The sequence below is a fragment of the Nocardia sp. CDC153 genome (assembly GCF_035818515.1).
Classification (GTDB): Bacteria; Actinomycetota; Actinomycetes; order Mycobacteriales; family Mycobacteriaceae; genus Nocardia.
Map to the genome: position 1 here is coordinate 529194 of NZ_JAYKYU010000003.1, position 20836 is coordinate 550029.

A 20836-nucleotide genomic window follows, 5' to 3' on the forward strand; every position below is an offset into this window, starting at 1 on the left:
CCGGCGGCGCGAGAAGCGGCTTCGGGACCGCTATTCGGGCAGCACCAGCACGGTGGCGGACTCCGACCACCGCTCGGCGACCGGGGTGGGAGCGTCCAGCACCAGGGCTCGAAGATCCTCGAGCGGAGCCGGATTCAGCTCGCCCAATCGGTCGTGCTCGGCGAAGACGTGGGTGACCCACTCGTCGGCGAGGGCCTCGGACAGGTCCGCACCGGATTCCGCATCCACCAGCACCACCGACGCGCCGACCGCACCGGCGGCCACCAACTCGATCATGGCCAGCGCGGTGTCGGCCGCGCCGTGGTGGAAGGTGCGGGATTCGAAGGTGAGGTCCAGGCCGCGGGCCCGGTCCACCACGGCGGCCAGGCCGTCGTAGGTGAGTTCGCCATCGGCCGCCACCCGGGCCGGATCGCCGCCGCGCAGGGCGCGAATGCGATGGGCGTAGGTGACCGGTCGCGCCGACTCGGCCGCGATCTCGGCCGCCGTCTCCGGATCGTCGAGAACCAGCCACTCCACGCCGTGCACGGATTCGGGCGCGGTGCCGACGGTGATGCCGACCTTCACGTCCTGTCCCGGCGCCTCGGCGGACGCGAACGGGACCACCATGGTGCCCGCCTTCAACACCGCCCACACCGCGACGACCTGGTCCACGCCGCGGTCCAGTCGCAGCACGACACCCGTGCCCGGACCGCTGCCGCGGGCGATGAGCACCCGGGCCAGGCGCGACGAGCGCGCGTCGAGCTCCTGGTAGGTCAGCGTCTGCTCGCCCCAGACCAGGGCCGGGCCCTCCGGATCGTCCTCGGCGGCGGTGGTGAGCACCTGGGCCAGGGCGGCCCCGCGCACGCCGACCCCGGCGGGCTCCGGCGCGGGCTGCGAAAGCGCGTGCACCGCGGCCGATTCCGCCTGGTCCAGCAGCACGATCTCGCCGACCGGCAGGTGCGGATCCGCGGCGACCGCGGTGAGCACCCGCTCCAGCGCCCGGCCGAAGGAGTCCATGGAGGACTCCTCGAACAGTTCGGTGTCGTAGTTGAGGATCACGGCCAGCTCGCCGGCCGCGCCGTCCACGCCGGGGCGCGGTTCGACGCTGATCTGCAGGTCGAACTTGGCGGTGGCCAGGTCGGTGTCGACCGCGGCGACGGTGAGGCCCGGCAGTTCCAGCACCGGGGTCTCGGTGTTCTGCAGCGAGAGCACCACCTGCAGCAGCGGATTCGCGGGGGTGCGGCCGGGTGCCGCGATCTCCGCGACCCGCTCGAACGGGAGGTCCGCGTGCGCGAAGGCCGACAGGTCGGTCTCGCGGGCCCGCTCGACCAGATCGTCGAAGGGCGCGGACACATCGACCTGGGTGCGCAGGGTGAGGGTGTTGACGAACATGCCGACCAGATCGTCCAGCGCACGCTCGCCACGCCCCGCGACCGCCGTGCCGAGCACCACGTCCGCGCTGCCCGACAGGCGCGCCAGCCAGGCCGCCACGGCGGCGTGTACCACCATGAACAGCGAGGCATTGTGTTGGCGCGCAAGGCGATTCAGGCCCGCGTGCACCTCGGCCGGCAGCGTGTAGTCCAGCAGCGCGCCGCGCATGGCCGACGCCGCGGGACGCGGCCGGTCCAGCGGCAGCAGCGGGCGGACCGACAGCCCGGCCAGCTGTTCGCGCCAGTAGTTCAGTTGCGCGGCGGCGGCGGAGTTCTCGTCGTCCTCGAGGCCGAGTGCCGCGCGCTGCCAGACCGCGTAGTCGGCGTACTGCACCGACAGCGGCGTCCAGGCGGGGGCCGTGCCGGCGGCGTGCGCCAGGTACGCGGTCATGAGGTCGCGGGCCAGCGGGGCCATGGACGCGCCGTCGGCCGCGATGTGGTGGGCGACCAGGACCAGCAGGTAGTCGTCCGGATCGTCGCCGCTGATCAGGCGAATGCGCACCGGAACCCGCTGGGCCACATCGAATCCGGTGCCGACCAGTTCGGCGACGCGGGCGCCGATGTCGGCGGCGCGTTCGGTCTCCAGGCCGCCCGGCAGCGCGTCGGCGATCGAGAGGATCTCCTGGTAGGCGGGTGCGCCCGGGGCCGACTCGGGGTAACGGGTGCGCAGCACCTCGTGACGGGTCAGGACGTCCTCGACGGCGTGCCGCAGGGCGGGCACGTCGAGCGCGCCGGTCAGGCGGATGACCATGGGAATGTTGTAGGCCGGGGACTCCGGATCCAACTGATTGAGCACCCACATGCGCTGCTGCGCCAACGACAACGGAATCCGCGCCGGACGCTCCCCCGCCACCAGCGGCGGACGCACGCCCTCGCTATTGCCCGGCACGATGCGGGCCGCCAGGCCGGAAACCGTTGCGGTCTCGAAGAGTTCACGCACCGCGACATTGGTGTCCAGGGCGGCATTGATCCGCGAGACCGCGCGGGTCGCGATCAGGGAATTGCCACCCAGCTCGAAGAAATCGTCATCGGCACCCACACGATCGGCACCGAGCAGATCCGCGAACACACCCGCCACGATCTCCTCGATCGGCGTCGACGGCGCACGGAAAGACTTGGTTTCGAAGACCGGGGCCGGCAGCGCCCTACGATCCAGCTTGCCCGAAGCATTGAGCGGAAACTCCTCCAGCACCACGATCGCCGACGGCACCATGTACGCCGGAAGCGACTGCGCCAGCGCGGTCTTCAGGTTCTCGGCGGTGACATCGGCGTCGGTGGACGCGACATAGCCGACCAGCTGATCGCCGGTGTGGGCGTCGGCGCGCACCACCACGACCGACTGCGCCACACCCGGCTGCGCCAGCAGCGCGGCCTCGATCTCGCCCAGCTCGATGCGCAGACCGCGCAGCTTCACCTGGAAGTCGGTGCGGCCCAGGTACTCCAGCTCGCCCGCGGCGGTCCACTTCACGAGATCGCCCGTGCGGTAGAGGCGTTCGCCGGTCCCGAACGGGTCGGCCACGAAGCGGTCGGCGGTCAGGTCGGGCCGCTCGACGTACCCGCGCGCCAACTGCGCGCCCGCCAGATACAGCTCACCCGCGACACCGACCGGCACCGGGTTGAGCCGCGAATCCAGCACGTAGACGCGGGTATTGAAGACCGGCCGACCGATCGGCATCGACACGGTGTCCGCGTCGGTCGCCTCGTGATAGGTGACGTCGACCGCGGCCTCGGTCGGGCCGTACAGGTTGTGCAGGCGCGCACCGGTCAGCGCGCGCAGCTGCCGCGCGGTCGGCGCGGGCAGCGCCTCACCGGAGGCGAACACCTGCCGCAGCCCGCGGCCCGCGTCCGCCAGTTCGCTGTCATTGTCGAGCGTGGCCACGAACGCCGACAGCATGGACGGCACGAAATGCGCTGTCGTAATGCCCTGTTCGGCGATGACCTGCGCCAGATACACCGGATCCCGGTGCCCGTCCGGCTTGGCGACCACCAGGCGCGCGCCGGTCTGCAAGGGCCAGAAGAACTCCCACACCGACACGTCGAAGGTGGCCGGGGTCTTCTGCAGCACAGCGTCATCCGCGGTCAGCGGGTACTCGTGCTGCATCCACACCAGGCGGTTGACAATGGCCCCGTGCGATACCGCGACGCCCTTGGGCCGTCCGGTCGAACCCGAGGTGAAGATGACATAGGCCGTGTTCGCCGCCCGCAGCGGCGCGACCCGCTCGGCATCGGCGACCGGGGCACCGCTGTGCCGTTGCAGCGCAACGTCTTCGAGCTGCTCCACCCACAGCAGTGTCAGTTCGCGGCCGCCTGTGGAGAAGCCGTCCCGCTCGGTGGTCAGGACCATGCGGGGCTGGGCGGTGTCGAGAATGTGGCCATTGCGCTCGATCGGCTGGTCCGGATCCAGCGGCACATAGGCCGCGCCGGTCTTCAGCACCGCGTACATGGCGACCACCAGCTCGACCGACCGCCGCATGGCCAGGGCCACCAGCGATTCCGGTCCCGGGCCGTAGCCGTTCATGAGCAGTTCGCGGGCCAGGCGGCTGGAGCGCTCGGACAGCTCGCGGTAGGTGAGTCGCTCGTCCTCGAAGACCAGCGCGACGGCGTCGGGGGTGGCCGCGACCTGGGCCTCGAAACGCGAAACCAGGGTCGCCGCATCGCCTTCGGGCAGCGTGGCCGCCACGTCGAAGGCGGTGGCGTTCCAGTCGGTGAGGATGCGCTGCCGCTCCCCCGCCGAGAACAGCGGGAGATCGCCGACCGGCGCGGTCGGGGCGGCGGTCACCGCGGCCAGCACGCGCTGGAAGCGGGCCGCCAGTTCGGCGACCGTGGCCGGGTCGAAAAGGTCGGTGGCGTAGGAGAATTCGGCGGCCATGGCGGTCGCGTCGCCCTGTTCGTCGTGCGATTCCTGCAGGGTGAGCTGCAGATCGAACTTGGCGAAGGGGATCTCCAGGTCCGCGCCCGCCACCGTGAGCCCGGGCAGCTCCAGGCGGGTCGGTGCCATGTTCTGGAAGGTCAGCATGACCTGGAACAGCGGATTGCGGGCCTGCGAGCGGGCCGGGTCCAGCAGTTCCACCAGGCGCTCGAACGGCACGTCGGCGTGGCCGAAGGCGCGCACGTCGGTCTCGCGCACCGCGCCCACCAGGTCCGCGAAGGAGGCGGCCGGGTCGATGTCGGTGCGCAGCACCAGGGTGTTGACGAACATGCCGATGAGGTCGTCGAGTTCGGCCTCGCCGCGCCCGGCCACCGGGGTGCCGATGGCGATGTCGCGGGTGCCCGACAGCCGCGCCAGCAGCACCGCCAGCGCGGCGTGCACCACCATGAACAGCGTAGTGTTGTGGGTTTCGGCGAATCGCCGTGCGGCCGCGTAGATCTCGTCGTCCAGGCGGAAGGCGTGGGTGCCGCCCCGGTAGGAGGCGACGGCGGGCCGCGGGCGGTCCCACGGCAGCACCAGTTCGTCGGGCAGGTCGGCCAGCTCGGCGCGCCAGTAGGCGATCTGGCGGGCCAGCGGCGAGTCCGGATCGTCCTCGCTGCCCAGCGATTCCCGCTGCCACACCGCGTAATCCGCGTACTGGACCGGCAGCGGAGCCCAGCCCGGCACCGCGCCGCGCACCCGCTCGGCGTAGGCGGTCACCAGATCGCGGGCCAGCACGCCGATCGAAACGCCGTCGGCGGCAATGTGATAGATCGCGGCGACCAGCACGTGCTCGTCGGGCGCGACGCGCAGCAGGCGCAGGCGCAGCGGCGGCGCGGCGGTCACATCGAAGCCGGTGCCGACGACTTCGGCCACGGCGGCCGGGATCTCGGCGGCGTCGATGTCGAGAACCGGCAGCTCGGGCAGCGCGCGCGGATCCTCGATCGAGAGCACCTGCTGGAAGCCCTCGCCGTCCACCTCGGGGTAGATGGTGCGCAACACCTCGTGGCGCGCGACGAGATCCGCGGCGGCGGCCCGCATGGCGTCCACGTCGAGCGCACCCGACAGCCGCACCGCGAGCGGCATATTGTCCACGGCGCTGTTCGGATCGAAGCGGTTGAGGAACCACATGCGCTGCTGCGCGAACGACAGCGGCACCCGGTTCGGGCGCGGCAGCGTGCCCAGCGCCGGTCCGGTTGCGGCCGGGGCGGTTTCGCCCTCGAGCGCCCGTGCCAGCTCGGCCACGGTCGAGCCCGCGAACAGCACATGCACCGGAACCCGCACGCCCAGCGCGGTGCCGATGCGCGCGGCGGCCTGCGCCGCCAGCAGCGAGTTGCCGCCGAGCTCGAAGAAGTCGTCGTCCGCGCCCACGCGCGCGTCCGGGTTGTCCGGAATCAGCAGGGCCGCGAAGACTTCCGCGATGAGTTCCTCGGCGCGGGTGGCCGGGGCGCGGAACTCGCGGGCCGCGAACACGGGCTCCGGCAACGCGTTTCGATCCAGCTTGCCCACCGGGGTCAGCGGAATCTCGTCGAGCACCACGATCGCCGACGGCACCATGTAGGCGGGCAGCGACTCGCCGACGTGGGCGGCCAGCGCCGCGGTGTCCAGGCTCGCGCCCGGCCGCGGCAGCACGTAGGACACCAGCGCGGTCGCGCCCGAGGGCAGCGACTTGCCCAGGGTGGCAGCGAAATCCACGTCCGGGTGCGCGCTCAGCGCATTGTCGATCTCGCCCAGTTCGATGCGCAGGCCGCGGATCTTCACCTGGAAGTCGGAGCGGCCCAGGTACTCGATGATGCCCGGGTGGTCGGCATCGGCGGGGGTGCGGCGGACCAGGTCGCCGGTGCGGTACAGCCGCGCGCCCGGGGAACCGGCCGCCTCGCCGAAGGGGCTGGCCACGAAGCGTTCCGCGGTCAGGCCGGGGCGTCGGTTGTACCCCTGGGCCAGCGCGGGACCCGAGAGGTAGAGCTCGCCGACCACGCCGTCCGGCACCGGGCGCAGCCGCGAATCCAGTACGTAGGCACCGACTCCCGGAATCGCCGAGCCGATGGTGATGGCCTCGCCCGGCAGCAGCGGCGCGCTGGAGGTGGCCAGAATCGTGGCCTCGGTGGGGCCGTAGCCGTTGTAGAAGGAGCGGGTCCCGGTGGCCCACCGCGACACCAATTCGGGCCCGAACTTGTCGCCCGCCACCACGACGGTGCGCAACTCGGTCAGCCCGGCCGGGTCCACCGACTCCAGCGCGCCCGGCGTGATCAGCACGTGCGTGACGCGTTCGCGGCCCAGCAGTTCGGCCAGCTCGACACCGCCGAAGACACCGGCCGGTGCGATGACGAGGGTCGCACCGGCGGTGAAGGTCAGCAGCAGTTCCAGCACCGAGACGTCGAAGCTCGGCGAGCAGACGTGCAGCACCCGCGACTCGGCGGTGACCGCGTAGTGCTCGCGCTCGGCGGCGACCAGCCCGGCCAGGCCGGTGTGGGTGACCACCACGCCCTTGGGCTTGCCGGTCGAGCCGGAGGTGTAGATGACGTAGGCCGGGTGCTGTTCGGTCAGCGTGCCCAGGCGGTCGGCGTAGGAGATGGGGTGGTCCGGGTGCGCGGCGATGCGCTGCGCCTGTGCCGGATCGTCGAGTTCGATCCATTCGGCCGCGTCGCCCAGCGCGCCGCGGTACTCCCGCGTTGTCAGGCCGAGCACCGCGCCGGAGTCGGTGAGCAGATGGTCGATGCGGTCCGGCGGATAGGCCGGGTCGACGGGCACGTACGCCGCGCCGGTCTTGGCGATGGCCCAGACCGAGAGCACCGACTCGATCGAGCGGGTGATGCCGATGGCGACCATGGCACCGGGCCCGACCCCGCGCGCGATCAGCTCTCGGGCCAGTCGCGAGGACTGCGCGTCGAGTTCGCGGTAGCTGATCTCTCGCTGGTCGGCCGGATTACCGGTAGGATTGAAACGAATTGCAGTCACATTGGCCGCCGATTCGACGGCGGAGGTGAGCAACTGTCCGAAGAGCGGGCTGCCGGACCGACGCCGACGAGTACCGCGAGCAGAACGGCGGGCAGTCTCCATACGCGTGCAATCACCTCTCGGGTCCGTCATTTCCGCAGGCCGAAGACACTCGACCGAACCCCATGAAAGTGACGTCTGTTCCCGGGACGTCGAGGAGGGTCAGCGGATCACTCGATCATATCGAGGCGCGCGAGCGGCCTCGAGCGGCCATACGACCCAACTATCGCTGAGCAGCGACGATTGTTGCCACGAAGTGACTTGGACCACAAGATGTTTATAGCCAGCCGCGGCGTGTCGCCTGAACTCCCGCTTGGAAGCGAGTGCTCGCGCCGAGGCGCTCGAGCAGACTTGCGGTGCGGCGCACCACGGTTCGACGCGAGAGACCCAGTCGGCGGGCGATGGTGTCGTCGGTCGCGCCCATGCTCATGAGCGTCAGGATCGCCTTGTCGCGTTCGTCCAGGGCCTCAGCGGGATTCACCGAGATCGGGGTGGCCATGAGCCACAGCGCGTCGAAGGTCTTGACCAGCAGGTCCAGCGTGGGCGACGGGCCCACGCGCACACCCATGGGGTCGCCGCGGCGTTCGTCGGTGTGCAGCACCAGCACCGCGCGCCGGTCGTCGGCGACGATCAGCTTCATGGGCGGATCGGGCAGCGTACGCGCCTGCGCGCCAACCGCATTGGTGGCCAGCACGTGCCGCAGCCGCTCGGGATCCTGGTAGATGGTCTCCTGATACAGGGTCCGGTAGTCGATTCCGGCCTGGATGCGCGAGGACTTGAGCTCGAACATCCGCTCCTCGGTCTCCACATCGGAGAGGAACGGGCCGCGCTCCACCACCTTCACGCAGGCGTGCGCGGTGTGCTGCAGATCCTCGAAATCGGCCAGCAGCTGGCGACGTTCGTACACCGCCACCACCGCGCCGTCGGCATCGGTGGTGCGGCGCACCGAGCGGAAGGTCTCGCCCAGGCGCGCGGCGGCCGACTGCATGCGCAGCATGTCCTGATTGCGGCGTCGAGTCTCGGCCTCCGACAAGGCTTCCGGGGCATGCGCGTCGAAACGCACCACGCCCTTGCCGTCGGTCAGGCGCACCGCGGCCTCGAGCTGGCACAGCGCCTCCAGCGCGGCCTCGGCCACGCGCGGCGGAATGGCCAGGCGCTCGGCCACTTCCGGCACGGTCGAGCGCGGATGCTGCACGAGCACCGCGTAGCAGCGGCCGGGCAGCGAGGCCGGGTCGAAGAGATCGTCCAGTGTCGTCACCGCGCCCACCGGCGTGCGCCGGTCCGGAAATCGTCCGGTCGGGGGAAGCGGTGAACGCTCTACTGGTCCGGTCCCCACTGCTGCTGCATGAGAACGCCCTTGCTGGCTAGCCATGGCAGCGGATCCATCTTGTTGTCGGCGGCGTCCCAGATCTCGAGGTGCAGATGGGGACCGGTGGAATTCCCGCGGTTGCCCACGGAGGCGATCACATCGCCGGTGTTCACGCGCTGGCCGGTGGTCACGTACATGTCGTTGACGTGGCCGTAGACCGCGGTGGTGCCGTCGTCCTGCTTGACGCGCACCCAGAGGCCGAAGCCCGAGGCGGGACCGGCATCGATGACCGTGCCGCCCATGACGGAGTGGATCGGGGTGCCGATCGGATCGGCGAAGTCGATGCCGTAGTGCATCGCGCCCCAGCGCATGCCGAAGCCGGAGGTCAGCTGGCCGTCGACCGGCTTGACCACGCCCGGGCCCGGGTTGAGCTGCTGCTGAAGGGTTTTGAGGGTCTGCTCGGCCTGCTGCAGCGGGGCGGAGATCTCCGGCGGCAGGTTCTGCAGGCCGAACGGGGCCGGATCCGGCGTGGTGGCCGCGACCGCCTGCGCCTGCTGCGCGTTCTCCGCGACGGGAGCGGCGTCCGGCTTGGCCTGCTTCATTTCCTGGGCGGTCTGGTCGACCGCGGCGACGTCCTCGCCGATGGTGGTCGGCTTCTCGTCGTGGGTGGGTAGGAGCGGGGCGGCGTGCGCGAGGGCGGGGACCAGCTGCGTCGCGGTGCCGATCAGGGCTCCGGCGGCGACGGCCACGCCCGCGGCGGTCTTCACGCGATCGGTGGCGGTGGGTTCGGCCCGGTGCCGTCTGCGAGACGGGGTGCCAGCGCGGCCGGCACCGGAATCACCAAGCAAATCCATGACTGTTACGGAGTTCGCGGTAGTTCTGTGGTGCGGCACTGCAAGTCCTAGCGTTCGGTGGGTCCGGTAACGATTCGGCATCGCTGTGACGGAAACTGTACTCGGTTGTGACCATTCCGCAACCTTTTGTGCGATAACGCCCGCTCGAGCACTCGAACCCTTGATCACAAAAGGTAACCGACGAGGCACACTTGTGACATGGTTCTCGACGAGTTGGGTACGCCAGTTGTTCTCGCCCCGATGGCCGGTGGGCCCTCGACCCCGGAGTTGGCCGCGGCCGTGTCCGAGGCCGGGGGGTTGGGTTTCGTGGCCGCCGGATATCTGCCCGCGGGTGAGCTCGCCGCGCGCGTCAAGGCCACCCGGGCCCTGACCACGCGCCCGTTCGGGGTCAACCTCTTCTATCCCTCCGAACCCAGCCCGACCGCTCGGTTCTCTTCCTATATAGAGGAGCTGTCGCGCGAGTTCCCCGTCGGCGACGCCAAGCACGACACCGACGACTGGGACGCCAAACTCGAGCTGCTGCTCGCCGAGCCGGTGGCGGTGGTGTCGAGCACCTTCGGCTGCCCGACGGCATCGGAGATCGCGCGGCTGCACGCGGTGGGCTCCGAGGTGTGGGTGACGGTCACCTCCGTGGCCGAGGCCCGGCAGGCCGTGGCGGCGGGCGCGGACGTGCTGGTCGCGCAGGGCGCGGAGGCCGGTGGGCATCGCGGGACCTTCATCGACGATCCGGCCGAGGATCTCGCCGATCCACTGGGTGTGCTGGCCCTGGTGCAGCTGCTGCGCGCGGCCGTCGAGGTGCCGATCGTGGCCGCGGGCGGGCTCGCCACCGGCGCCGCGGTCGCCGGGGTGCTGGCCGCCGGTGCCTCCGCCGCGCAGGTCGGCACGGCGTTCATGCGCTGCCCGGAGGCCGGGACCGCACCGTTCATTCGCGCGGCCATCACCGCCGACACCCCCACCATGCTGACCCGCGCCTTCACCGGTCGCCGCGCGCGCGGCCTGCGCAATCGCTTCATGCTCGAGCATCTCGACGCGCCCGCCGCCTACCCCGAGATCCATTACGCCACCGGGCCTTTGCGGGCGGCCGCGCGCACCGCGGGCAACGCCGAGGAAGTGAATCTCTGGGCAGGTCAGGCACATTCGCTGGCCCCGGAGCTGCCCGCGGGTGAGCTGGTGCGCAAGCTGACAGCGGATGCGAAAAATGCTCTGGAGCGGGCACTTTCACTGCGAATCCAGGGTTATTGACAACCGCTTTCATCTACAATCGGCTGACATCTTCCGCCATCCCATGAGGAGAGCGTTATGTCACTCGACGTACCCACCGCCCTACTCGAGCGCGCTGAACGCGGTGAAGTCAGCGACGCAGAGTTCGTCGAATGCGTCCGTAACTCGCTGCCCTACGCCTACGAGGTCGTCAGCCGGGTAGCCGCCGATCTGCGTTCCGGCACGGCGGAATTCGCCGACAACACCATCGCGCCACCCGACGAGACGGCCCGCGGCCAGCTGCTGCGCGCCATGGCCTCCGACGCCATCCGCGGCGGCCTGGAACGCCACTTCAACATCAAACTCGCGTTCCAGAACTGCCACCGGGTCGCGGCCTTCCCGCTCTCCTCGGTCGGCAACGACACCTACACCACCTTCATCTCCACCCGCGCACAGCTGCTCAACCAGAGCCCCGAGCTCCGCAACTGCTGAGCGCCCGCACGCGAGCTTCGGCGCGACCGTAACCCGGTCGCGCCGAAGCTTGTTCGCGGTTCGATTACAGCTTGTTCGCGGTTCGGTACAGCTTGTTCGCGGTTCTCAGACTTCCAGCAGCTTGCGCTTGAGGACCTTGCCGGTCGGGTTGCGCGGCAGTTCGGGGAGGTAGACGACCTCGCGGGGGACCTTGTAGCGGGCCAGGTTGGATTTCACGAATTCCTTGAGGTCCGACTCGGGGAACGTGTGCCCGTCGTGGATGACCACGAAGGCCTTCAGGCGCGCGCCGAAAACCTCGTCGGGGACGCCGATCACGGCCGCCTCGCGGACGGCGGGGTGGGTGTAGAGCAGTTCCTCGACCTCCACCGGGAAGACGTTCTCGCCGCCGGAGACGATCATGTCGTCGTCGCGGCCGTCGATGAAAAGCCGGCCCTCGCTATCGAAGTGGCCGACGTCGCCGGAGGACATGAGGCCGCGGATGATCTCCTTGTGGCCGCCGCCGGTGTAGCCCTCGAACTGGATGGAATTGCCGACGAAGATGCGGCCGGTCGCGCCATTGGGCACGGTGCGCCCGCGGTCGTCGAGGATGCGCACGCGCGCCCCGAGGACCGGTTTGCCCACGCAGCCGGGCTCTTCGGCGAGATCTTCCGGGGTGGCGATGGTGGCGTAGGCGACCTCGGTCGAGCCGTACAGGTTGTAGACCACCGGGCCGAAGGCCGCGGTCACCTCCCGGCACAGTTGCGCGCCCAGTTGGGAACCGGCCACGAAGATGATGCGCACCGCGGACAGGTCGTGCCCGGTCAGCGCCCGGCCGCCCAGATCCATCATGCGGGACAGCATGACCGGGACCACGATCACCGTGGTGGCCCGGTGTTCGGCGATGGAATCGATGGCGGTCTGCGGGTCGAAGCGGCGGCGGATCACCAGGGTGGAGCCGAAGCCGAGGGTCAGCATGGCCATGGCGAAGCCGAGCGTGTGGAACATGGGGGCGCAGCATTCGGTCACCTCGTTCACCCGGAACGGGACCTTGGACAGCAGACCGCCCAGGGACAGCAGCGATTTCGGCTCCGCGCGCGGCGCGCCCTTCGGGGTGCCGGTGGTGCCGCTGGTGAGCAGGATGATGCGGGGCTCCGCGCCGGGCGCGGGCGGGGCGTCGGATGAGCCCTGCGCGATGAGGAATTCGAGGCTGTCCTCGCGCGGTTCCTCGGTCCAGGCCCGGTAGCTGCCGCGGCGCGGGTGCACCTCGTCGAGCATGTGGGCGTACTCGTCGTCGTAGACGAGCAGGTCGGTGCCCTCGCGGGTGGCGACATCGCGAATCTGCGGGCCCCCGAAATCGGTGTTCAGCAGGATGATCTTGGCGCCGCACTTGGCGGCGGCGAAGACGGCCTCGATCAGTCCGCGGTGATTGCGTGCCAGAATGGCCACGCCCTCACGCGGTTTCAGCCCGCGCTCGCGCCAGGCATTGGCCAACCGATTGGAGCGGTCCTCGAGCTCGGCGAAGGTCAGCTCGCCCAGCTCGTCGATGATCGCCGTGCGCCCGCCGTAGCGGGCCGCCGACAGCCGCAGCCCCGCCGCCAACGTGCCGTAGCGCAGCATAGCGGTGGCCGCCGACAGCAGCACGGTCGGCGATTCGATGCGCGCCAGCCCCGCCTCCACCACCAGCCGCGCCGATTCCGCCTCCAGATAGGCCCGCTCCCCCAGCGACCTGATCAGCCCGAGAGTCATGCGCGAACACCCCCGACCATCGATCCACCCTGCGCGCGTACCGATTCCAGCACCCCGGACCTCCTCGTCCACCCCTGCCGTTTGGGGGCATCCGCCCCCAAACTAACGGTACGGACCCGCACCCGCGACCGGAAACCCCCGACCGCCTGGTCTCTTCCCCGCGTCCCAGCCCACGTCCACTTTTCACCATGACGTGTCTTCTTTGCACCTCGCCCGCGTCCCCACCCGCACCCAGGATGGAAGCCATGACCACGATCACCGACCCCGCTTCCCTCCCAACCCTTTTCGAGTCCCACCTGAACGCGGGCGACATCGACGCCGTCCTGGCCCTCTTCACCCCCGACGCCACCATGCGCACCACCACCGGCACGGTCATCACCGGCCCCGACGCCCTGCGTCAGGAAATCACCGGCACCGTCGCCGCCAACGGCCACCTCACCAACAAGCCGCGCCACGTCCTCGTCGGCGCGGACACGGCCCTCCTGGTCACCGACTGGACCATGGACATCACCACCCCCGAAGGCCGCATCTCCCCCACCGGCACCACCGCCAATATCGCCCGCCGCCTCGAGAACGGCGAATGGCGCTTCACCCTCCTCAACCCCCTCGGCACCGCCTGACCCCGCGAAACAGGCGTCCCGGCGCACCCACCTGGAAATAAGTCGGTGCGCCGGGAGGTTGCCGGAATGGGGGGTGGGACCGCACGAGCGAAGGGACCGTTCGATGGCGAAGATGACCGGTGACGAGCGCGAGAAGTTTCTGGCCGAACTGCACGTAGGGGTGATCGCGATCGAACGACGCGATCGCGCCCCCTTGGCGGTGCCGATCTGGTACGGCTACGAACCCGGCGGCGAGGTCCACATCTGGACCGAATCCGGCTCGGTGAAGGAGAAGCTGATCCGCGCCGCGGGCCGCTTCACCCTCACCGCCCAGGTCGAAGAGCAGCCCTACCGCTACGTCTCGGTCGAGGGCCCCGTCACCGCCATCGACCCCGCCACCCCGGAAACGGTGGGCCCCATCGCGATTCGCTACCTCGGCGAGCCCGAAGGCAAGGCCTTCACCGCCCAGAACCTCACCCCCGAATCCCTGCTCATCCGCATGCGCCCCGAACGCTGGCTGACCACGGACTACTCGAAAGAGTAACCGGTCCGGGGTGGCGAATCAGCCCCGGAATGCGCGACGGTACGCGCCGGGAGTGGTGCCGACGTGGGTGCGGAAGCGGCGGCGGAGGTTGACCGCCGAGGCGAGGCCGACCCGGGTCGCGATGGCCTCGACGGGGAGGTCGGTGTCCTCGAGCAGGGTGCGGGCGGCGGCTATGCGGCGGGACAGGAGCCACGCGCCCGGACTGGTGCCGAGCTGATCGGCGAAGCGACGGGCCACCGTTCGGGGGGAGACGTTGAGCTGGGCCGCCATGTCGTCGACCGAAAGCGGCTGTGACAGACGGGCTTCGGCCCAGTCGAGCAGCCCTTCGAGGGCGTCGGTCGGCGGTTCTGGCGGAGCGTATTGCGTCTGGCCGCCCGTACGGTGCGGGGGCATGACCATGTGACGGGCCAGCAGGGCCGCGTGCGCCGCGCCGTGGTCTTTGCGAACCAGGTGCAGGCACAGGTCGATGCCCGCGCCCGCCCCCGCGCTGGTGGCGACATCGCCGTGATCGACGTAGAGCGCATTGGGTTCGACTCGAACACTGGGGAATTCGCGCCGCAGCTGGTCGGCTCGGGCCCAGTGGGTGGTGGCGGACCGGCCGTCGAGCAGACCGGTTCGGGCCAGGGCGAAGACGCCCGAGCAGATGGTGACGATGCGCGCGCCGCGGGCGTGTGCGCGGACCAGCGCGCGATGCACCCGCGGGGAGAGTGGAGTCTCGACCGGTAGCCAGCCGGGGATGATCACCGTGTCGGCGGACGCCAGCGCCGAAAGCCCCTGCGCCACATCCACCGTGTATCCGGAGGTCGTCGGCACCGGCCCCGGATTCTCGGCGCACACGCCGAACTCGTAGTGCTGCGGCACCCCGGGCCGCGCCGTGCCGAACACCTCTGCGGCGCAGCCGAGTTCGAAGGTCGACTGCACCGGCCGCACCAGAGCCACCACGCGATGCATGGCAGAAAAGTACCCCATGACGTCTTTACTGACACTGGCCGACCGACTCCGCCCACGGCACCGTGGTGATCATGAACCCAGAGATCCTCGACCAGCCCGGCTACACGTCCATCACCGTCACGGAATCCCCTGTGCGCGAGATCTTCCCGGGCATCCGGGTACGCCCCCTCTGGAAGGGCCCGTCCGGCGCGAGCGCCAACCTCCTCGAAATGGACCCGAACACCTCGTGGCCGCGCAAAGACATCCACGAGCCCGGCCCGGAAGAGGTCTACGTCGTCTCCGGCACCTTCAACGACGGCGCCCGCGACTACCCCGCCGGCACCTTCCTCCACGCCCCCGCCGGCTCCTGGCACATCCCCTCCACCACCACCGGCTGCACCCTGTTCGTCTTCTACCCCGAGGGCTAGCCGCGATATATTAGACATTTGCCACGAAAGCTACTGTCCAGTCCAGGATTTGGCGCGCTAATAAGACGGGGTCCCGGCGCCCAGCCCCGGGGCGCATTCGAAGACTGGGCAGTCTGACTTCAAATATCGAAGTGGCGAATCGCCGCCAAAAGCAATGCGAAAGAGCCGATTTCGCTCTGCGGGGTGCTCGATGGTGTCACTATCGAGACAGGCCGATCCGGCCGCGTTGGGGAGAAGGGGGATCGAGCATGCCTATGCGGGTTGTCGCCGTGATGAATTACAAAGGTGGAGTGGGCAAGACAACGCTCACCGCGAATCTCGGAGCGGTGGCAGCGCGGCGTGGTCTCCGGGTGCTGCTCATCGATCTGGATCCGCAGACCAATCTGACCTTCTCGTTCTACTCGATCGAGGACTGGCAGAGCCATCTGAAGGACAGCCGGACGATCAGGCAGTGGTACGACGGTGATATGCCCGGCCGAGACGTCTCGCTGGCCGATCTCATCGTCACCCCGGAGCGAGTCAACAGCCTCCTCGGCGGCAATGGCGGCCGCCTCGATCTGATTTCCTCCCATCTCGGTCTCATCGACATCGATCTCGAACTCGCCGCGCGACTTGGCGGGGCCACCACCCTCGACGGGTCCAAGCGAAGGTTCCTGGACCTGCACGGTTGCCTACGACACGCGCTGGAAGACAGCCAGTTCGCCGACTATGACCTGGTCCTGATCGATTGCGCGCCCAACTTCGGACTCGTCACCAAGACCGCGATCGTGGCCAGCGAGCACATCCTCGTGCCGGCCAAGGCGGACTATCTATCGACCCTCGGATTGGATTACCTGGTCGGAAATTGCGCGGGACTGGTTCAGCAGTTCAATGATTTCGTGAGCCACAAGGGCGGGGCCCAAGATCACAGCCCGATCGATCCCGGATTCCTGGGGGTCGTGTTCACCATGGTGCAGATCTATTCGCAACAGGTGACACTCGCGCAGCAACGCTGGATCGACGAGGTGGCCGAGGCGTCACGAGTACCCGTGCTATCGAGCCGAATCCGCAATAGTCCCCGGCATTTCGGCGACGCGGGCGAGACCGGCGTCCCCGCCATGCTGCGCGATGTGTACAAGGACGAGGTCGTGAAGGAGTTCGATCAATTGGCCGATGAGGTCCTGACCGCGCTCGAATTGTCTTCGGGAGACCACCGATGAGCGATCTCAAGAGTATTGCCGCTCTGCAGCGTCGCGTCTACGAATTCCTGGAGCGGCAAGACGAGTCCACCCTCAGGGCGATCATCGATGGATCCGCACGGCTCGAGGTCGTCGGCGCCGCGCCGCGCCCCGAAACCGCGCACACTGCCTCCAGCCCAACGCCGAGCAGGTCCGATATCGAGCCGTCCCGTGACCCGGCACAGGTGGCGAGCAGCCTTTCGCCGATGCCACCCGATCAGCGACGGTCCTATCTGAGCACGTCCCCGCTGTCCGTGCCGCAATTGCGGGAAGTTGCCAAGCAACTGGGATTGCGGGGCTACAGCAAGTTCGCGAAGGCGAGGCTCGTCGATTTCCTGGTCACCGGGGGATCTTCCGGCTTCGTCGCTTCCGCGGCCGACAACATACCGGACGGCAACCCGCGCGCCGCCGCGGCAGCCTCGACCGACTCCCCGCGGCCGGACGTCGAGGCGGAGCGGATCGCCTCGCAGCTTCGCGCGACCGAGACCGAGGAAGAGGGCTTCGCGTACCTACGCGCACAAGGGCTGGACCACCAGGCCCTGCTTGCCGTCGCCCACGAATTGCATCTCACGCGGGTGGAACGCCTGAGTCGCACCGAACTCGAGAGGCGGGTGCTCAAGCAGGCCATCGGTGCCCGTCGAAAGTTCGCCGGTCTACGGAAGTGGTGAGGATCCATGGCAGGTGGGGCGGAGACCGAGCGGGACGATGAAGCGGCCGCCCGCTCGATGTATTTGATCGGCGGTCGCCGGGTCACGGTGTCGGATCTGTTGGAGGCCGGCCTGATCCGGGTCGGCGAGGCCCTCAGATTCCGGCGCAGCCGGATCGGCGTGACCTATGACGCGACGGTGACCGAGTCTGGACTCATCCGGCTCGAGGCCGGAGGCGAGGAGTTTCGTTCGCCCTCGCGAGCGGCCATGGTGGCGGCCGGAATGCGCGCGGTCGACGGGTGGCGGGCATGGCTGGTGGTCGACCAGGACAGGATGCTCGACACGGTTCGCCAGGAATTACTCGACAGGGTGATTTCGCGAGTAGCGGCCGAGGCCAATCAGCGCAACGAAGACTCCGAGCGCCGCCGCATTCACGACCGTCTCCGACAGGCGCGCAAGCGCGCGGATGAGCATGCCCCCGAACGCATTTCCGTCCGGGATCTGCTCGCGCTGTGGGGCGCATCGGATCGCGGTGACCAGGTCAGCCGCATCGAGGCCGATCTGGCCAATCACGGCCTGACGACGTCCCCGAGCTTCCGCGCGGTGACCTTGGATACGCCCGTGTGGCTGACCACGCCACCCAGCGATTCGGAGGATGCGGCGACCACCGACCTGTCCGGCACCGAGGCGGTGCCGGCCGACGAGGACGATGAAGGTGGTCGCGATCTCGATGTGCGCCTCACGGTCGGCAACCTCTCACCACTGCAGGGGGTGGAATCCGTCGGGCCGAACAGCACACTGCAAGAGGCGATTACGCGGATGGAGCTCAACGACTACTCCCAGCTCGCCGTGCTGAGCGGACCCCGCAATCTCCGTGGGGCGGTCACCTGGCGCTCGATCGCACAGGCAATGCACCGGAAAGCGAGTGTGCGCTTGGCCGATGCGATCGACGCGCAGGCGGAGGTCGTCGACTACGACCGGGATCTCTTCGAGGTTCTCGGCACGCTGCAACAACGTGACTTCGTTTTCGTTCGTGACGAGAGCAAGGCCATCGCCGGGATTGTCACCACGGCCGATGTGGCACAACGCTACGGCCAGATGGCCATGCCGTTCTTCCATCTCGGGGAGCTGGATCAGACACTCCGGTGGATTCTGAACCGCGCCTTGGACTTCGAGACGGTGCAACGGCTCTGCAACCGGCGAATCTCCAGTGTCGACCAGCTCACCTTCGGGGACTACCGCCGAGTTTTGGAGAACAAGGAAGCCTGGGACCGACTGGGCTGGCCGCTGGACCGCGCCTCCTTCATCTGCCGTCTGGAGGAGATTCGGAACATTCGCAACAAGGTCATGCATTTCCACCCCGACCCGATCCCCGAGGACGCCGTCGACAAACTGCGCCGCTTCAACAAGTTACTGCACCGCTATCGCGAACGAGCTTGACCTCGACAACTCCGGCAGCGGCCGTCACTCATTCCCTGGGGGCAGAGGAATGGGCCGATCCCTGCACAAACCGCCGCCGGGTGACAGGTTCCTGGCGATTTCGGTGTGATTGTGCAGGGATCGGCCCATGTGGACCCGGAGTCAGGCCAGTGTGATCACCGTCAACGTGCCATCGGCGTGCTGGGCGCGCAGGCGCTTCTTGTCGAACTTGCCGACGCTGGTCTTGGGGACCTCGGGGATGAAGGTCCAGTGTTCGGGGAGTTGCCATTTCGCGAACTTGGGGGCCAGGAAGTCGCGGAGCTCTTCGGGTTTCGTCTCCGCACCCTCGACGAGGACGATGGCGACCAGGGGGCGTTCGTCCCACTTCTCGTCCGGAATGCCGATGACGGCGGCCTCGGCGACGGCGGGGTGGCCCATGACGGCGTTCTCGAGATCCACCGAGGAGATCCACTCGCCGCCGGACTTGATGACGTCCTTGGAGCGGTCGACCAGGGTGAGGTAGCCATTGGGGCTGATCTTGCCGACGTCGCCGGTGCGGAGCCAGCCGTCGTGGAACTTGTCCGGGTCGACCTCGCCGCCAGAGGGCGAGTAGTACGAGCCGGTGATCCAGGGGCCGCGAACCTCCAACTCGCCCAGGGCTTCTCCGTCGTTCGGGACGATCGAGCCGTCGTCGGCGACCAGGCGCGCCTGCACACCGGCGGGGAATCGGCCCTGGGTGTAGCGGTAGGCCCAGGCCTCGTCACCCTCGGCCCCGGCGGGCGGGTGGGCGACCGAGCCGAGCGGGGAGGTCTCGGTCATGCCCCACGCGTGCAGCAGCTTCACGTGGTGACGCTCCTCGAAGGCGCGCATCATCGACGGCGGCACCGCCGCGCCACCGACCACACAGGTGCGCAGATACGAGATGTCCTGCGGCTGAGCCTGCAGCGCGGCCAGCACGCCGCCCCAGATGGTGGGCACCGCGGCGGCGAAGGTCGGACGCGCCTGCTCCATCATCTCCAGCAGCGGCGCGGGCTGCAGGAAGCGGTCGGGCATGAGCACATTCGCGCCCGACATGAGCGCGGCGTACGGGATGCCCCAGGCATTGGCGTGGAACAGCGGCACGATGGCCAGCACGGTGTCCGACGCGGTGAAACCCATGCCGTTGGGCGAGATCACCTGCATGGCGTGCAGCCAGTTGGAGCGGTGCGAGTAGACAACGCCCTTGGGGTCGCCGGTGGTGCCGGAGGTGTAGCACATGCCTGCGGCCGAACGCTCGTCGATGATGGGGAAGTCGTAGGTATCGGGCTGGGCGGCAAGCAGTTCCGCGTAGGAGTGCACGGTGACGCCCTCGGGCGCCTGCAGCGCGGCGGCATCCCCATTGGCGACGATGACGTGCCGCACCGTCTTCAGGTTGGGCAGGTACTGGGCGAACATGGGCAGCAGCGAGCCGTCCACGATCACGACCTTGTCCTCGGCGTGATTGGCCACGTACACCAGCTGCTCGGGAAACAGTCGGATGTTCAGCGCGTGCAACACCGCGCCCATGGCGGGCACCGCGATGTAGGCGACCATGTGCTCGTTGTTGTTCCACATGAACGTGCCGACCCGGTCACCCACGCCGATGCCCAGCTCACGCAGGGCGTTGGCGAGCCGGGCCGCGTCCTGGCCGACCTCGCGATAGGTCTGGGTGCGGACGCCGTCTCCGGTCCAGGTCGAGACGTGGCTGTCGCCCTGGAAGGTGGAGGCGTAGCGCAGCAGTGTCGCGAGTGACAGCTGCTCGTCCTGCATGGTACTCAACATTTCCCAACCGCTCCTTGCATGTGCCTACTGGAGAGTGAACTGAGTCACTAGCGGCGAGCGTAGCTGAAATCGGACACGAAAACTTTCGGGCTGCGGACGACGAACCCCACCCTCGCCGTCCGCAGCCCGTGACCGATCCGCCGCCGCCCAACACGACGACCAACCGGTTCCGCGGTCCTGGTCGGCGACTCGGCGCGCTGACGACACCCCCTGCGGCGTCGCAGAATAGCCAATCACTAACCAGGACAAGAAAATTGGAGCAAAGACTTCCGTGAATATATTGAGTGCGGCATCGGGTTGTCCAGTCGAGAGGCAGCGCCGCAGGTCAGACGCACTCACTGACTCGGACAGCGGATTG

Annotated in this window: 14 protein-coding genes; 8 read left to right on the forward strand and 6 right to left on the reverse strand. The window is 68.9% G+C overall.

Annotated elements, in window-relative coordinates; translation table 11 throughout:
* Positions 1-30 precede the first annotated feature (30 nt).
* From VMT65_RS19025 to VMT65_RS19035, 3 genes are all read right to left on the reverse strand, one after another.
* Complete coding sequence (locus tag VMT65_RS19025; protein WP_442790265.1) at positions 31-7377, reverse strand: amino acid adenylation domain-containing protein; 7347 nt, start codon at positions 7375-7377, stop codon at positions 31-33.
* Positions 7378-7591: 214 nt separating this feature from the next.
* Positions 7592-8572, reverse strand: coding sequence for a helix-turn-helix transcriptional regulator (locus tag VMT65_RS19030; protein WP_326309642.1), 981 nt, complete (start codon positions 8570-8572; stop codon positions 7592-7594).
* Positions 8573-8631: 59 nt separating this feature from the next.
* The gene (locus VMT65_RS19035; protein WP_326309643.1) at positions 8632-9477 is read right to left on the reverse strand and encodes a M23 family metallopeptidase; all 846 of its coding nucleotides are present in this window, start codon (positions 9475-9477) and stop codon (positions 8632-8634) included.
* Positions 9478-9675: 198 nt separating this feature from the next.
* Here VMT65_RS19035 and VMT65_RS19040 point away from each other — a divergent pair, with 198 nt between their 5' ends.
* The gene (locus VMT65_RS19040; protein WP_326309644.1) at positions 9676-10719 is read left to right on the forward strand and encodes an NAD(P)H-dependent flavin oxidoreductase; all 1044 of its coding nucleotides are present in this window, start codon (positions 9676-9678) and stop codon (positions 10717-10719) included.
* Positions 10720-10776: 57 nt separating this feature from the next.
* Positions 10777-11169, forward strand: coding sequence for an SCO5389 family protein (locus tag VMT65_RS19045; RefSeq protein ID WP_040812982.1), 393 nt, complete (start codon positions 10777-10779; stop codon positions 11167-11169).
* Positions 11170-11274: 105 nt separating this feature from the next.
* Here VMT65_RS19045 and VMT65_RS19050 read toward each other — a convergent pair whose 3' ends face one another.
* The gene (locus VMT65_RS19050; RefSeq protein ID WP_326309649.1) at positions 11275-12894 is read right to left on the reverse strand and encodes an acyl-CoA synthetase; all 1620 of its coding nucleotides are present in this window, start codon (positions 12892-12894) and stop codon (positions 11275-11277) included.
* A 245-nt stretch (positions 12895-13139) separates the two neighbouring features.
* Here VMT65_RS19050 and VMT65_RS19055 point away from each other — a divergent pair, with 245 nt between their 5' ends.
* Positions 13140-13514, forward strand: coding sequence for a YybH family protein (locus VMT65_RS19055; RefSeq protein ID WP_326309651.1), 375 nt, complete (start codon positions 13140-13142; stop codon positions 13512-13514).
* A 103-nt stretch (positions 13515-13617) separates the two neighbouring features.
* Positions 13618-14037 carry a pyridoxamine 5'-phosphate oxidase family protein gene (locus tag VMT65_RS19060; protein WP_326309653.1) on the forward strand — a complete coding sequence of 140 codons (420 nt, stop codon included), beginning with the start codon at positions 13618-13620 and terminating at the stop codon, positions 14035-14037.
* A gap of 18 nt (positions 14038-14055) precedes the next feature.
* On the opposite strand, the gene VMT65_RS19065 is transcribed toward VMT65_RS19060, so the two are convergent.
* The gene (locus tag VMT65_RS19065) at positions 14056-14988 is read right to left on the reverse strand and encodes a GlxA family transcriptional regulator (RefSeq protein ID WP_326309654.1); all 933 of its coding nucleotides are present in this window, start codon (positions 14986-14988) and stop codon (positions 14056-14058) included.
* Between the two features lie 71 nt (positions 14989-15059).
* Between VMT65_RS19065 and VMT65_RS19070 the strand changes: the two genes are divergently transcribed.
* The 4 genes from VMT65_RS19070 to VMT65_RS19085 all read left to right on the forward strand — a co-directional run bounded on the left by VMT65_RS19070 (position 15060) and on the right by VMT65_RS19085 (position 18699).
* Positions 15060-15395: a cupin domain-containing protein gene (locus tag VMT65_RS19070; RefSeq protein WP_326309655.1), complete on the forward strand. Its 336-nt coding sequence runs from the start codon at positions 15060-15062 to the stop codon at positions 15393-15395.
* A gap of 290 nt (positions 15396-15685) precedes the next feature.
* Complete coding sequence (locus tag VMT65_RS19075) at positions 15686-16594, forward strand: ParA family protein (protein ID WP_442790266.1); 909 nt, start codon at positions 15686-15688, stop codon at positions 16592-16594.
* Positions 16591-17280, forward strand: coding sequence for a hypothetical protein (locus tag VMT65_RS19080; protein WP_326309656.1), 690 nt, complete (start codon positions 16591-16593; stop codon positions 17278-17280). The genes VMT65_RS19075 and VMT65_RS19080 overlap by 4 nt, the downstream gene beginning before the upstream one ends.
* 6 nt (positions 17281-17286) lie before the next feature.
* A complete protein-coding gene (locus tag VMT65_RS19085; protein WP_326309658.1) occupies positions 17287-18699 on the forward strand; it encodes a CBS domain-containing protein in 1413 nt (470 codons plus the stop codon).
* 141 nt (positions 18700-18840) lie between these two features.
* On the opposite strand, the gene VMT65_RS19090 is transcribed toward VMT65_RS19085, so the two are convergent.
* Positions 18841-20478, reverse strand: coding sequence for a long-chain fatty acid--CoA ligase (locus tag VMT65_RS19090; RefSeq protein ID WP_326309659.1), 1638 nt, complete (start codon positions 20476-20478; stop codon positions 18841-18843).
* Between the last annotated feature and the right edge of the window lie 358 nt (positions 20479-20836).